Origin of the sequence: Shewanella sp. MBTL60-112-B2, from assembly GCF_019655055.1 — a bacterium.
Taxonomy (GTDB): domain Bacteria; phylum Pseudomonadota; class Gammaproteobacteria; order Enterobacterales; family Shewanellaceae; genus Shewanella.
In genome coordinates this window covers 1-326 of sequence record NZ_BPFA01000115.1, presented here as the reverse complement: position 1 = coordinate 326, position 326 = coordinate 1, and the positions used below count along the sequence as shown (strand labels likewise).

Annotated in this window: 1 protein-coding gene; it reads right to left on the bottom strand. The window is 54.6% G+C overall.

Annotated elements, in window-relative coordinates; genetic code table 11:
* On the bottom strand, positions 1 to 326 hold a 326-nt coding region (locus tag K5Q73_RS21490; protein WP_220766213.1), incomplete at both ends, for an Ig-like domain-containing protein.

Here is a 326-nt window from a genome sequence, read left to right as displayed (position 1 = left end):
GTGACCGTAATGGTGAGGTTATCGCCATCAGCATCGGTTGGTGCGCTGAGGCCTAAAGACGTATTTTGCGTCTCTTCATTGACATTGATGCTATTGCTATCGACGAGTGGCGCATCGTTGATTGGGTTGACCGTGATCGCCACACTGCCGTTTTCAGTGACAGTGCCGTCATTGACGCTGTAGGTGAAGTTACCCACGGCATCGCCGCTGTCATAGTCGGCAGGCGCATCGTACTGCAAGCCTTCTAATTGGCCAGCGGTTAAGAGCATGCCATTGGTGATCGCAGTACCATCAGCGAGGGTGACGGTGCCCAGAGTCGGTAGGCC